Consider the following 13,505-nt stretch of genomic DNA (forward strand, 5'->3'; position numbering starts at 1 on the left):
CTGACATGATGCTTTCGCGATGTCAGCCTGGATAGCGCTTCTGTCCCCAGTCGATCAGCGTTTGCAGCAGGTTTTGCAGCACCTCTTGTGTGGGCTCGGCCAGGTCTGGGCGGTACTTGAAGGGTTCGAACTCTTCCATGTAGGTGTTTTGCACCAGTTCCAGCTGCACGGCATGGATGTTGTTGGCAGGGTCACCGTAATGGCGGGTGATGTGGCCGCCCTTGAAGCGTCCGTTGAGGACATGGGTGTAATCGGTGGCTGATGCGCAGGTCGCTTCCAGCTCGCGGGCCAGTGTTGTGTCGCAGCTGGCGCCGTTGAACGTACCGAGGTTGAAGTCCGGCAGGCGGCCTTCGAACAGGTGCGCAATCTCGCCCCGAATGGAATGCGCATCGAACAGCAGCGCATAGCCGAATTCGTCACGCAGCCGCGCCAGTTCGTGCTGCAACCTTTGGTGATACGGGGTCCAAATCAGCGCCAGGTAGCGGGCGCGCTCTTCAGCGCTGGGTGCCAGGCCTTCGCGGAACAGCGGCGAGCCGTCAAACAGCGTCGCCGGGAACAGCCCTGTGGTCGCGCCGGCATACAACGGCTTGTCATCGGCCGGGCGATTGAGGTCGATGACGAAACGCGAATACTCGGCCGCCAGGGTGCTGGCGCCGAGTTCGCTGGCGAAATCATACAGCTGCGGGATGTGCCAGTCGGTGTCTGGCAGGCTTTGCGCTGCGTCCACCAGGCCCGCTTCGACCGCCGGGGTCAGGCGCAATCCAGCATGGGGCATGCTGACCAGCAAGGGCAGCCGGCCACGTTTGAAATCCAGAACCTTATTCACACCTACCTCCTGAGTATCACACCAGTGATTCGGCGCCGTGACGCACGATCCGCTTGTCCAGATCGCCGCCCAGCCAGTAAGCCAGGTCCGCTGGCCGTTCAATCTTCCACGCCACGAAGTCGGCGATTTTGCCCACTTCCAGCGAACCATGGGTATCGCCCAGCCCCAGCGCTTTGGCGGCGTTGAGGGTGACGCCCGCCAGGGCCTCTTCCGGGGTCATGCGGAACAGCGTACACGCCATGTTCAGCATCAAGCGCAACGACAGGGCCGGCGAAGTGCCGGGGTTCAGGTCGGTGGCTATCGCGATGTTGACCCCGTATTTACGCAGCGCGTCCATGGGTGGCAATCGGGTTTCCCGAAGAAAGTAGAAGGCTCCCGGCAGCAGCACTGCGACGGTGCCAGACGCGGCCATGGCGATGGCATCGTCTTCGGTCATGAACTCCAGATGATCCGCCGACAACGCGTGATAGCGCGCCGCGAGGCTGGAGCCGCCCAGGGATGACAGCTGCTCGGCGTGCAGTTTCACCGGCAGGCCCAATTGAGCCGCAGTGATAAACACCTGCTCAACCTGCGCGGGCGAGAACGCCAGGTATTCGCAGAACGCATCCACCGCGTCCACCAGACCTTCCGCCGCCAGTGCCGGGAGCATCTCGTGGCAGATATGGTCGATGTAGTCGTCGGCGCGGTTGGCGTATTCCGGCGGCAAGGCGTGGGCGGCCAGGCACGTACTGCGTACCGTGACCGGGAGCACTGCACCCAGCCGACGGATCACCCGCAGAATTTTGCGCTCACTGGCCAGGTCCAGGCCGTAGCCGGATTTGATTTCCACCGTGGTCACACCGTCGCGGAGCAAGCGCTTGAGACGCTGCTCTGCACTGGCGAAGAGTTGATCTTCGCTGGCGGCGCGGGTGGCGCGTACGGTACTGGCGATGCCGCCACCGGCCGCCGCGATCTCTGCGTAGCTCACGCCTTGCAAGCGCTGCTCGAATTCGCCGCTGCGGTTACCGCCAAAAACCGTGTGCGTATGACAGTCGATCAGGCCTGGCGTGACCCAGGCACCGCCCAGGTCGACGACGTTGGTATGGTCGTACGCGGGTTGTTCAGCCTGCGGGCCGATCCACTCGATGTGCTCGCCTGACGTCACGATCGCGGCATCCTCGATGATCGAGTACTTACCTTGCGCCATGGTCGCAACGTGACAGTGTTGCCAGAGCGTTTTCATCTGCGGCCTCCGAGGTCAGTGAGGTGAGAAAAGAGAAGGTTCAGACACTAATCGCGCCGTTGGTGTGCCCGGTTTGACCCAGATCCGGTAGGCAATCACCAGCAGCACGATCCATATCGCACCGACGAGCAGTGCCGCCCGGCTGTCCGGGAAATAACCCAGCACGCCAAATATGAACAGCATGAACACGATCGCCGCCGCCGGGGCATAGGGCCAGAACGGCACCGGGAATTTCAGTTGCGCGACCTCTTTGCTGTCCATTGAACGACGCATGGCGACCTGCGTAAACAGGATCATCAGCCAGACCCAGACCGTGGCGAACGTCGCGATGGACGCTATCACGAGGAACACGTTTTCCGGGATCACATAGTTGAGAACCACGCCGCCAAGCAGGGATGCACCCATGACCAGCACGCTCATCCATGGCACACCCTGGCGCGACAGTCGGGCAAAGCTTTTCGGCGCCTGGCCTTGCTCGGCGAGGCCATACATCATGCGTCCGGCACCGAAAATGTCGCTGTTGATCGCCGATACCGCAGCTGAAATCACCACGATATTGAGAATGGTCGCGGCCGAGGAAATGCCCAGTTTGTCGAAAATCTGCACGAATGGACTGCCTTGGGTGCCGATCTGTGGCCAAGGGTAGATCGACATCAGCACGAACAACGTCAGCACGTAGAACAACAGAATGCGCAATGGCACGGCATTGATCGCACGGGGGATCACGTGCTGTGGGTCTTTGGCTTCACCGGCCGTGATGCCGATGATTTCGATGCCGCCGAAGGCGAACATCACCACCGCCAACGAAGCGATCAGGCCGCCGATCCCGTTGGGCATGAAGCCGCCATGGGCCCAGAGATTACTGATGCCTGCGACCGTTTCAGGAGTAGAAGCGCCGGACGAGCTGATGCCAAACAGCATGATGCCCAGGCCGCCGAGGATCATTGCGACGATGGCGCTGACCTTGAGCAGGGACAGCCAGAACTCTGTTTCACCGAAGACTTTGACGCTGCACAGATTGAGCGCGCCGATCAGGAATACGATGCTCAGCACCCAGATCCAGCGCGGCACATCGGGAAACCAGAACCCCATATAAATACCGAATGCGGTCACGTCGGCGAGGCAGACGATGATCATTTCAAAGGCGTAGGTCCAGCCCAGGACAAAGCCTGCCATGGGCCCGAGATACGTGCTGGCGTATTGGCCGAACGAGCCAGACACAGGGTTATGCACGGCCATTTCGCCAAGGGCACGCATGACCATGAACACCGCTGCGCCACCGATCAGATAGGCCAGCAACACGGCCGGCCCCGCCATCTGGATCGCCGACGCGGAACCGTAGAACAAGCCGGTGCCAATGGCTGAGCCAAGGGCCATGAATCGAATGTGCCGAGCGGAGAGTCCACGCTTCAGGCCGGTTGGGTGTGGCTTCATATCGCATCCCTTATTTTTGTTGTATGGCGAGAAGTGCTGCGAATCCTGGCCTCCGGGTTCGCAGCACTTCTCCCATAACGAACCGGTCCAGGTTCGGCAGTGATTTACAGGCTTGGCAACAGATTGGCGGGCACCAGCGTGTTCAAGCAGTTGGATGCCAGCAATTGGCAGGCGGCTTCGATGTCCGGTGCGAAGAAGCGGTCCTTATCGTAGAACGGCACTTTGCTGCGCAGAGCGGCGCGGGCTTGTTCGAGTTTTGGCGAGGTTTTCAAGCCATCGCGGAAATCCAGACCCTGACAGGCCGCCAGCCATTCTACGGCGAGAATGCCCCGAACGTTCTCAGCCATTTCCCACAGACGCTTGCCGGCAGCAGGAGCCATGGACACATGGTCTTCCTGGTTGGCAGAGGTCGGGATGCTGTCGACGCTGTGCGGGTGGGCCAACGCCTTGTTCTCGCTGGCCAACGCGGCTGCAGTCACTTGCGCGATCATGAAACCGGAGTTCACGCCGCCATTGGCCACCAGGAACGGTGGCAATTGCGACATGTGCTTGTCCATCATCAACGAGATGCGACGCTCGCTGAGGGCACCGATTTCCGCCAGGGCGAGGGCCAGGTTATCCGCCGCCATGGCGACCGGTTCAGCGTGGAAGTTACCGCCCGAGATCACTTCGCCTTCAGCGGCGAACACCAGCGGGTTGTCGGAAACGGCATTGGATTCGACGGCCAGCACTTCAGCGGCCTGACGCAGCTGGGTCAGGCATGCGCCCATGACTTGTGGCTGGCAGCGCAGCGAGTACGGGTCTTGAACCTTGTCGCAGTCGATGTGGGAGTTAGATATCTGGCTGCTTTCACCCAACAGGTCGCGGTAGCAGGCAGCGGCGTCGATTTGTCCGCGTTGACCGCGAGCGGTATGAATCCGGGCATCGAACGGTGCGCGCGAACCCAGCACGGCTTCGACCGTCAGCGAGCCACAGGACAGCGCGGCGGCGAACAGGTCTTCGCCTTCGAACAGGCCGCGCAGGGCAAACGCAGTGGAGACCTGAGTGCCGTTGAGCAGCGCCAGGCCTTCCTTGGCCGCCAGGGTCAGGGGTTTCAGACCAGCAATGGCCAGGGCGTCAGTCGCTTGCAGCCATTCGCCTTTGTGACGGGCTTTGCCTTCGCCGAGCAATACCAGGGACATGTGCGCCAATGGCGCGAGGTCACCGGACGCGCCGACCGAGCCTTTGAGCGGAATGTGAGGGTAAACCTCGGCATTGATCAGCGCGATCAAGGCGTCGATCACCTGACGGCGAATACCCGAAAAACCACGGCTCAGGCTGTTGACCTTGAGCACCATGATCAGGCGCACCAGTTCATCGCTGATCGGCTGACCGATCCCGGCTGCGTGGGACAGCACCAGCGAGCGCTGGAGGTTTTCCAAGTCTTCGCTGGCAATGCGCGTCGATGCCAAAAGACCGAACCCCGTGTTGATACCGTAGGCGGTACGGTTCTCGGCGAGAATCTGCTCGACGCAGGCCACGCTGTTTTCAATTTGTTGCGAGGCACTTTCATGCAGGCGAAGGGTTACCGGGTGGTGGTAAATCGCTCGCAATTGCGCCAGGGACAGTTGGCCGGGGGTCAGGTTTAACTCAGTCACATTCATACTCCCTTGTGGGTGTTGATTAATGCCGGCTGCTTGAAGCCAACGCTTGTCGGCTGGGCCTTGTGGGCGTGTGCATCGGCTATCTTGGAAAGGCGGTGTTCACAATAAGTTCGCGAACATCGGCTGTAGGTATTCATTGTTCTTGAGGATCGCCGCGCTTCAGTTTTCACGGTCTCTCCCACTAACGAGTGCATTGGCGACCGTCAGCTCAGTGCGGCCTGGGATCGCAAATCCGATGGCATTCCTTCGGTCGTGTCGTTGTCTACCGGCAAAATCAGGCGATCTGGAATTGCGCTGTGCCATTTTTTGGCGATCAGGTAGTACGCGACGGCAGGCACCACCAGACCAATGATCCAGGATATATCGGTGTCGCCCAGGGGCTCGACCAAGGGGCCGGTGTAGAAGTGGGTGGAAATGAACGGCATTTGAATCAATACGCCCAAGACATAGACGCTGATACCGATCCAGTTCCAGCGACCATAGCGGCCATCCGGGTTCGACAGCGCCGGGATGTCGTAGCGCTCTTTGGTAACGCAGTAGAAGTCCACCAGGTTGATCGCGCTCCATGGCGTGAAAAACGCCAGCAGGAACAGGATAAACGCCGAAAAGTCCTTGAGGAACGAGTCCTTGCCCAGCAAGGCCAGCAACGTTGCTACGCCGACCATGGCGAAGATGTACGTCAGTCGCAGACCACTGGAGATATGCCGGTTGCCACGAAAGCCACTGACGATGGTTGCGATCGACATGAAGCTGCCGTAGGCGTTGAGGGTCGTGATGGTGACTTTGCCGAATGCCACGCTAAAATACAGCAGGGCTGCGACAACGCCAGTGCCGCCGAGGCTGACGATGAACGACACCTCGTGGTGGGCGAATTGCTTACCCGCCAATGCGGCTGCGAACACACCGAACACCATCGATGCTTGTGCACCAATGATCGAACCCAGGCCGACTGCCCAGAACGTTTTGACTGCCGATATGCTGCGCGGCAAGTACCTTGAGTAGTCCGCCACGTACGGGCCGAACGCGATCTGCCAGGAGGCCGACAGCGAAATCGCCAACAGAAAGCTGCTCAATGAGAAGTGCTTGTTGCCCAGCAGCGCGCCAACATCATTGCCTTCCAGCAAGGCGCCAAACAGGTAGATGAACGCGATCACCCCAATCACGCTCGCCACGCGGCCAATCGCGTGAATGGCCCGGTAACCGAAGATGGTCGCTACCACGATCAACCCCGCGAAGATAACGATGCCTTGCCAGTCCTGCACATGAAGCAACTGCGCCAGCGCCTGTCCCGCCAGTAACGAACCACTGGCCGAGAAACCGATGTACATCAGGCACACCAACACCAGCGGGATCACCGCGCCATATACGCCGAACTGCACGCGGCTGGAGATCATTTGTGGCAAGCCCAGTTTCGGACCTTGCGCCGCGTGCAACGCCATAACCCCGCCGCCCAGCAGTTGCCCGACCAGCAAGCCAATCAACGACCAGAACACATCACCGCCCAGCACCACGGCCAATGCCCCGGTGACAATCGCAGTGATTTGCAGGTTGGCACCCAACCACAGCGTAAATTGACTGAACAGACGACCATGTCTTTCCCCGTCGGGGATGTAATCGATCGAACGCCTTTCGATCATTGATTTGTTTGCAACACGATCATTTGGAACAGCCATGCGACCACCTTCTATGGGGGAATGCGAAGAACTCTGTAGGAGCCGGCTTGCCTGCGAATGGGGCGGCTCGGTGTATCAGGCCAGACGCCTTCGCAGCTGGACGCTTAGTTGCACGCCTGCCCCCACAGGTTTATGCGATCAGCGGTTAACCATTGGCAGGTTCAGGCCCTGTTCTTTGGCACAGTCGATAGCGATCTGATAGCCCGCATCCGCGTGGCGCATGACGCCGGTGGCCGGGTCGTTGTGCAGTACGCGGGCGATGCGTTCGGCTGCTTCATCGGTGCCGTCGCAAACAATCACCATGCCCGAATGCTGAGAGAAGCCCATGCCGACGCCGCCGCCGTGGTGCAAGGACACCCAGGTCGCGCCGCTGGCGGTGTTGAGCAAGGCATTGAGCAATGGCCAGTCAGACACGGCATCGGAGCCATCCTGCATGGATTCGGTTTCACGGTTCGGGCTGGCGACCGAGCCGGAGTCCAGGTGGTCACGGCCAATAACGATCGGTGCCGATAGCTCGCCGCTGCGGACCATTTCGTTGAACGCCAGACCAAGCTTGGCGCGCTGGCCCAGCCCGACCCAGCAGATACGTGCCGGCAGACCCTGGAAGGCGATGCGCTCACGGGCCATTTCCAGCCAGTTGTGCAGGTGGGCATCGTCCGGGATCAGTTCCTTGACCTTGGCGTCAGTCTTGTAGATGTCTTGCGGATCGCCCGACAGCGCAGCCCAACGGAACGGACCGATGCCACGGCAGAACAGCGGACGGATATAGGCCGGTACGAAACCTGGGAAGTCGAATGCGTTTTCTACGCCTTCTTCTTGAGCCATCTGACGGATGTTGTTGCCGTAATCGAAGGTCGGCACGCCCATTTTCTGGAAGTCCAGCATGGCGTTGACGTGAACGGCCATGGATTGCTTGGCAGCCTTCACGACGGCCGCTGGCTCGGTCTTGGCGCGAGCGCGGTATTCGTCCCAGGTCCAGCCTATTGGAAGGTAGCCGTTGAGTGGATCGTGGGCGCTGGTCTGGTCAGTGACCATGTCGGGACGCACACCGCGACGGACCATTTCCGGGAGGATTTCAGCGGCGTTACCGCACAGGGCGATGGAGATCGCCTTGCCTTCGGCGGTGTATTTGGCGATGCGTGCCAGTGCGTCGTCGAGGTCAGTAGCCTGCTCGTCGACGTAGCGGGTTTTGAGGCGAAAATCGATGCTGATCTGCTGGCATTCGATGTTCAGCGAGCAGGCACCAGCCAGCGTCGCTGCCAGTGGTTGAGCGCCACCCATGCCGCCCAGCCCTGCAGTCAGTACCCAGCGACCTGTCAGGTTGTCGTTGTAGTGCTGGCGACCGGCTTCGACGAAGGTTTCATAGGTGCCTTGAACGATGCCTTGGCTGCCGATGTAGATCCAGCTGCCGGCGGTCATCTGGCCGTACATGGCCAGGCCCTTGGCATCCAGTTCATTGAAGTGTTCCCAGCTGGCCCAGTGCGGCACCAGATTGGAGTTGGCGATCAGGACGCGCGGGGCGTTGCTGTGGGTCTTGAATACGCCGACCGGTTTGCCGGATTGAATCAGCAGGGTTTCGTCGTCATTCAGGTTGGTCAGGCTTTCGACGATCTTGTCGTAGCACTCCCAGTTGCGCGCGGCGCGACCGATGCCACCGTAAACCACCAGTTCTTTCGGGTTTTCGGCGACTTCGGGGTCGAGGTTGTTCATCAACATCCGCAGCGGGGCTTCGGTCATCCAGCTTTTAGCCGTCAGTTTGGTGCCACGAGCAGCGCGGACTTCGACTTCACGGTGCTTGGTCCAGGTTTCCGGGGTCCAGTGTTGGGTATTCTCAGTCACGAAAAAACTCCTCAGCGATCAATCCAAACCAGCCCAGGCAGTGGGCAAGCCGGCCTGTGTCGAGCATCTCGAAACAGACGAAACAGGTTTAGCAGGTAAATGGGGCAAGGTATGTGCATGGGGGCCGGGGTGGGTACTGGCGCTATCTTGTGCACATATCTTTACTTGTACATACAAGCATATGCAATCGAAAGACCAACTCGCTTTGCGGGTCGGGAGTAAATCGTTAAAACCGCTGCAAGCCCCGAAATAGAAGGGCTGGGCGAGTGCGGAAAAAGATGAGATTTTTTTGGTCAGAACTTTTTGCCGTTGTTACGAGGCGGTTTTGCGCGGTATTGGGGCGTTAGGTAACAATTTGCGAGAGGAGGGTGCGCGAGGAGAAACGGTGTGGAGAGGGGGGCTACAGGCCAGTCGCAGTCAGTTCAATCAAGCAGCATGAGCCGCGGGTCGAGACTTCCAACAATTCAGAGTTGCCGCCCAGTTGCAGGCAGTCATGCTTGCCCAGCACTTCGGTGGTTTTACCCACGCTGACGCTCAAGCCCTCAGCCACGCTGAAGACCAGTACGGTGCCTGCCGAGGTGAAAAACCGCTGGTTGCTGTCGATCCATTGCAGGCGAGCGGTGTAACGATCCGGCGCATAGATCAGGTTGAAATCACGAATGGCGCCACCGAGCAGCGTGCAGGCCACCTGGCTTTCGCCGCTGAAAGCGAAGGGGTCCAATGGCCGCAGGGGTCGAGTCGTTTGACCGTCCACGTGCAGAGTCATGCCCGCGCCTTGGAGCACGGTAATGATTCGCTGATAGCCGGCGAAGGTGGAGAAACCGCCCGACTCGGCGATGTCGGCAATCGACAGGCGCCAGCCGAAGCCGTCGAGGCCAACACCCGCATCGCGAGTGATTTCCTCCGTACTGCCCCCGCCATTCTTCCACGGCATGCGCGGGTAGCTGGCTGCGCGCAAAACAGTGAGCGGACTCATTTGCTGAAACGTCCTTCCAGTCGATGCCTGGAGCCTGGGTGGATAAGGCGCGCGGCTGTCACTGGCTGGCGCCCGGACCAGGTCCGGCGGCGAATCAGCAGGCAGGGCTCGCCAGGTTCTATTTGCAGCAGTTTGCATTCCAGCGGTTCGGCCAGAATCGCTTCGACCACGTGCTCGCCCTCGGTCAGCGGTGCGACTTGCGACAGGTAGGCGTAGGGCGTTTGCAGGGTGAAGTCCTGCTTGAGGTAGTCGGGCGCGACCAGAGCGTTGACGAAGCGGTCTTCGATTTGCACGGGAATATCGTTTTCGAAGTGCACGATCAGCGAATGAAACACCCGCTGACCTTCACGCATGTCCAGTGCCAGGGCGCGCTCGGAGCCTGCGGCCTCTTCATTGAGGATGATGACCTTGCAGGTGTGGCGATGGCCTCGCGAGGCAATCTCATCGGCAATGTTGTGTACTTCGAACAGCGCCGACTGGCTCTTGGGCTCGGCGACGAAAGTGCCCACGCCCTGCATGCGCACCAATAACCCTTCGGCGGTCAGTTCGCGCAAGGCCCGGTTGATGGTCATGCGGCTGAAACCCAGCTGGGTCACCAGTTCGCTTTCTGATGGCACGCGATGATGTGGCGCCCAGGTTCCGTTCTGGATCTGCTGGGCGATCATATGCTTGACGCGGGCGTACAGAGGCGCCGGACTGTCGCCCATTTGGGCAGCCAGCGAAGAGACGGCAGGCGGAGTCGGCACAGTGAAATCCTTGTTCGATAGGTGATGATTCGGGAAGTGGGTCCATGGCGCAGATGCGCTCAAGCTAACCATTGATCCGACCGACGACAAGCTTGCTGGAGTTTACCGAGCAGGCAAACGTCTGTATATGTATATACAAATAAACACGATGGAGTGTAGAGCCATGTCCGCCTTCTTTGCCGAGCGCGCATTATTGCCCAGTGGTTGGGCCAACAATGTGCGTTTCGACGTCAGCGCCGATGGCCTGCTCACCGGTGTCCAGGTCGATACCGATGCGCAGGGTGCCGAGTTTATCAAGGGGCCGTTGTTGCCGGGTATGCCTAATCTGCATTCGCATGCCTTTCAGCGCGCCATGGCTGGTTTGGCCGAAGTGGCAGGTAACCCGAACGACAGTTTCTGGACCTGGCGCGACCTGATGTACCGTCTGGTCGGGAAGATCAGCCCGGAACAGCTCGGCATCATTGCTCGCCAGCTGTACATCGAAATGCTCAAGGGCGGTTTTACCTCGGTCGCTGAATTCCATTACGTGCACCAGGACACGTCCGGCAAACCCTACGCTGACCCCGCCGAGTTGGCCCTGCAAATCAGCCAGGCTGCCAGCTTCGCGGGCATTGGCCTGACCCTGCTGCCGGTGCTGTACAGCCATTCCGGTTTCGGTGGCCAGGCGCCTGACGAGGGGCAGCGTCGCTTTATCCACAGCACCGACAGTTATCTGGATCTACAGGCGCGCTTGGGCCCGATTCTGGCTCTGCAGCCCGCGCAGGCATTGGGTCTGTGCTTCCACTCGTTGCGCGCCGTCACCCCGCAACAGATCAGTGAGGTGGTGGCCGCCAGCGACAAGCAGTGTCCGGTGCACATTCATATCGCCGAGCAGCAGAAAGAAGTCGAAGACTGCCTGCGCTGGAGCGGGCTTCGTCCGCTGCAATGGCTGTACGAAAATGTCGCTGTGGACTCACGCTGGTGCCTGGTACATGCCACCCATGCCAATCCGGATGAAGTCGCATTGATGGCTGAAAGTCGCGCAGTGGCTGGTTTGTGCCTGACCACTGAAGCGAATCTTGGCGACGGAATCTTCCCTGCGGTGGACTTCATCGCGCAGGGTGGACGCTGGGGGATCGGTTCGGACAGCCATGTGTCACTGAGCGTGGTCGAAGAATTGCGTTGGCTGGAATATGGCCAGCGTCTGCGTGATCAGCGACGTAATCGGTTGCATCGCAGCGATCAGCCAATGGTTGGGCGAACCTTGTACGATGCGGCGCTTAGTGGCGGGGCGCAGGCCTTGGGGCAGGCGATTGGCTCGCTCCAGGTGGGACAACGCGCGGACTGGCTGGTGTTGGATGGCAACGATCCCTATCTGGCGACGGCCAGTGGAGACGCGATTCTCAATCGTTGGTTGTTCGCTGGGGGCGATCGGCAGATCCGCGATGTGATGGTCAATGGTCGCTGGGTAGTGCGAGCTGGGCGTCATGCGGGCGAGGAAGAAAGCAGCAGGGCGTTTGCCCAGGTATTGCGGGAATTGCTGGGATAGTCAGGCGGGATTTATGCGCCTGACATGTCGCTTATCGCGGTTCACACGGTCTATTTGTCGACAGGTTTGGCGATTTTCGAATCATCCACGCGCCAGATCAGCTTACTGGTGTCGTAACCCTGCTGACGTGCTTTGGCCAGCAGCTCCTCGCGCGTTGCATCGGACACTCGCGTGTTGCGCGACAGTAGCCACAGGTATTTGCGGTTCGGGTTACCTACCACCGCAGTTTTGTAGTCATCGCTGACATACAGCACCCAGTAACCACCCTTGGCGACGCCCGGCAGCAACCGGGAAAACCAGGTATCGAACTCTACCCAGAGCTTGTCGGTTTTCTCAGGGACTTGCGGCGACGCTGTGCCGTGCACTTCTTCCCACTTGCCCTCAAGTGTCCGACAGCGGTTGGTCACGCCCACGTTGCCATCGTCTTCAAGGATGTAATGGGCTTCCGACTGCGCGCAATTGCGTTGGAAGAACATCGGCATCCGCGCCAACTCATACCAGGTCCCCTGGTAACGCTTGAGGTCAACATGATCGACCGTCTTGGGTTCGATCAGCTCGCTCGAGGAGTTGGCGCACCCTGCCAGCAATAGACCCGCCAGCATCCCTGTCCATAAACGCATAAGGCTCTCCTTTCAGGCTTACTTCAGGCCCTGGCCGGAAAACATCAGCACCTTGTCGCCTGCGTATTGCACGCTGATAAAGGTCTTCTGATCGCCCCATGTGCAGCTAGACATGCCCAGCGCGCCGGAGCAATCAGTCGGGCTGCCCAGCAGCTTTTCGACTTCGGCCTTGGGCATCCCTGAGGATATTTTCGAATAATTTTCCTGAGTGACTTTACTGCACGCAGCCAACAGCACACAAAACGACAACAACGCGAGGGTACGCAGAGACATGAGTGAAGCTCCTGAACAGTAGGGGGCGGCGCTACAGCGTGTAGGACGCTGGCGAATTGCCAATAGGTTAGAAGAGAAATATGCGATCTGGTTCCCGTGGGCGGCAGGGATTTATATCTCGCTTAAAATCGCGACCCAGGCTCTTTCAAAAACACCCGTTCTTCAGCTGTTGATGTACGTCCAAGGATTTGATTGCGGTGGGGGAAACGCGAGAAACGGGCAATGACCCTTTGATGCTTTTTGGCGTAATTAAGTTGGTCGGCGAAGACGTCATGATCCGTGGCCGATTCCTGGTGGAGCAGTTCGGTAAAGTGGGCAACGGCTTGATCCTGCATCTCCAGGTCTTCACTGTGTTCCAGCACCAGGTAGATGAATGATCGCTGAATCGGCAGCAAATGCTGGTCGCGGCCCAGTTTCAGGCCGTGTTCAACCAATGCCTGGGCGCGTTGATCGCCTGCAAACGCCTTGGGCGTATCGCGATAAATCATGCGCGGGAGTTGATCGAGGAGCAGTACCAGTGCAAGCCAGCCTTGAGGGGATTCGGCCCATTCGGACAGCCCTCCCGCCAATGCGTGTTCGACCTGTACAGCGAAACGCTCGCGCGCATCGCTGTCCTGGCTTTTCTTCTTGCCGAACCAAAGCGAGCCCTTGGCCTTTACCACGTCGGTTGGTGATTCGGCTGAACCGAACCACCATTCAAGCAGTGGATGCCAAGGCGCGTACAT

Annotated in this window: 12 protein-coding genes; 1 reads left to right on the forward strand and 11 read right to left on the reverse strand. The window is 59.5% G+C overall.

Annotated elements, in window-relative coordinates:
- Positions 1-22: 22 nt before the first annotated feature.
- The 8 genes from hutG to hutC all read right to left on the reverse strand — a co-directional run bounded on the left by hutG (position 23) and on the right by hutC (position 10,320).
- Positions 23-826, reverse strand: a complete 804-nt coding sequence (hutG, locus tag QN399_RS18480; protein WP_330201379.1) for an N-formylglutamate deformylase — start codon at positions 824-826, stop codon at positions 23-25.
- A 16-nt stretch (positions 827-842) separates the two neighbouring features.
- Positions 843-2,048, reverse strand: coding sequence for an imidazolonepropionase (gene hutI / locus QN399_RS18485; RefSeq protein WP_322277886.1), 1,206 nt, complete (start codon positions 2,046-2,048; stop codon positions 843-845).
- Positions 2,049-2,063: 15 nt separating this feature from the next.
- Positions 2,064-3,482 carry an amino acid permease gene (locus QN399_RS18490; RefSeq protein ID WP_330201380.1) on the reverse strand — a complete coding sequence of 473 codons (1,419 nt, stop codon included), beginning with the start codon at positions 3,480-3,482 and terminating at the stop codon, positions 2,064-2,066.
- A gap of 104 nt (positions 3,483-3,586) precedes the next feature.
- Positions 3,587-5,125 (reverse strand): histidine ammonia-lyase, encoded by a 1,539-nt coding sequence (gene hutH / locus QN399_RS18495; RefSeq protein ID WP_322277888.1) that lies wholly within the window; start codon positions 5,123-5,125, stop codon positions 3,587-3,589.
- Between the two features lie 203 nt (positions 5,126-5,328).
- Positions 5,329-6,798, reverse strand: a complete 1,470-nt coding sequence (locus QN399_RS18500; RefSeq protein ID WP_330201381.1) for a cytosine permease — start codon at positions 6,796-6,798, stop codon at positions 5,329-5,331.
- A gap of 138 nt (positions 6,799-6,936) precedes the next feature.
- Positions 6,937-8,637 carry a urocanate hydratase gene (hutU, locus tag QN399_RS18505; RefSeq protein ID WP_330201382.1) on the reverse strand — a complete coding sequence of 567 codons (1,701 nt, stop codon included), beginning with the start codon at positions 8,635-8,637 and terminating at the stop codon, positions 6,937-6,939.
- Positions 8,638-9,037: 400 nt separating this feature from the next.
- On the reverse strand, positions 9,038-9,613 hold the full coding sequence (locus QN399_RS18510) for a HutD family protein (protein WP_330201383.1): 576 nt from the start codon (positions 9,611-9,613) through the stop codon (positions 9,038-9,040).
- Positions 9,610-10,320, reverse strand: a complete 711-nt coding sequence (hutC, locus tag QN399_RS18515; protein WP_322182988.1) for a histidine utilization repressor — start codon at positions 10,318-10,320, stop codon at positions 9,610-9,612. Before hutC ends, QN399_RS18510 begins: the two co-directional genes overlap by 4 nt.
- A gap of 202 nt (positions 10,321-10,522) precedes the next feature.
- Between hutC and QN399_RS18520 the strand changes: the two genes are divergently transcribed.
- The gene (locus QN399_RS18520) at positions 10,523-11,887 is read left to right on the forward strand and encodes a formimidoylglutamate deiminase (protein ID WP_330201384.1); all 1,365 of its coding nucleotides are present in this window, start codon (positions 10,523-10,525) and stop codon (positions 11,885-11,887) included.
- 50 nt (positions 11,888-11,937) lie between these two features.
- Here the strand turns inward: QN399_RS18520 and QN399_RS18525 are convergent, their stop codons facing one another.
- The 3 genes from QN399_RS18525 to QN399_RS18535 all read right to left on the reverse strand — a co-directional run bounded on the left by QN399_RS18525 (position 11,938) and on the right by QN399_RS18535 (position 13,505).
- On the reverse strand, positions 11,938-12,507 hold the full coding sequence (locus QN399_RS18525) for a lipocalin family protein (protein WP_330201385.1): 570 nt from the start codon (positions 12,505-12,507) through the stop codon (positions 11,938-11,940).
- A gap of 18 nt (positions 12,508-12,525) precedes the next feature.
- Positions 12,526-12,780, reverse strand: a complete 255-nt coding sequence (locus QN399_RS18530; protein WP_322177421.1) for a hypothetical protein — start codon at positions 12,778-12,780, stop codon at positions 12,526-12,528.
- Between the two features lie 122 nt (positions 12,781-12,902).
- Positions 12,903-13,505, reverse strand: a complete 603-nt coding sequence (locus QN399_RS18535; protein ID WP_330201386.1) for a DUF924 family protein — start codon at positions 13,503-13,505, stop codon at positions 12,903-12,905.

It is taken from the genome of Pseudomonas sp. 10C3 (genome assembly GCF_036346185.1).
Taxonomy (GTDB): domain Bacteria; phylum Pseudomonadota; class Gammaproteobacteria; order Pseudomonadales; family Pseudomonadaceae; genus Aquipseudomonas.